The organism is Halomonas sp. ATBC28, from assembly GCF_005937175.1.
GTDB lineage: Bacteria > Pseudomonadota > Gammaproteobacteria > Pseudomonadales > Halomonadaceae > Vreelandella > Vreelandella titanicae.
The window spans coordinates 1-402 of sequence record NZ_VCQL01000169.1 but is presented as its reverse complement, the minus strand read 5'-3'; the positions used below and the strand labels follow the sequence as shown (position 1 = coordinate 402).

Genomic DNA, 402 nt, shown 5'->3' with positions numbered 1-402 from the left:
CGGATGTTCTGCAGTGGTTTCCACAAACAGCAAACGCGTTTCTTGCGGCACGTTCAGGCCGATTGCCGCCGCGATTTTCGCCGCATCGCGACCAACCCAGTCACGGCTGACGGTGCCTTTTCCGCGCTCGTCGATATTTTTCAGCAACACCGGTTGCAGCTGCTGCGCCTGTTCTGCGGTCAGTTTCACCGCGTGCTGGCCTTCCATCAGACGCATCAGTTCATCGGCTACGCTATCAACAACAATCAGTACCTTTTCGTCGGCACAAATGATGTTGTTATCGAAAGAAGCGCCTTTGACGATGGACTGAGCGGCACGGGCGAGGTCGGCGGTTTCATCCACCACTACCGGCGGGTTGCCAGCGCCTGCGGCAATCAGACGTTTATTGGTGTGTTTACGCGC

1 protein-coding gene is annotated in these 402 nt (G+C 56.7%); it reads right to left on the bottom strand.

What is annotated here, in order from left to right; translation table 11 throughout:
* Positions 1-402 (bottom strand): aldehyde dehydrogenase family protein (locus E0L35_RS25865; RefSeq protein ID WP_138801760.1); only part of this gene is annotated, 402 nt, incomplete at both ends.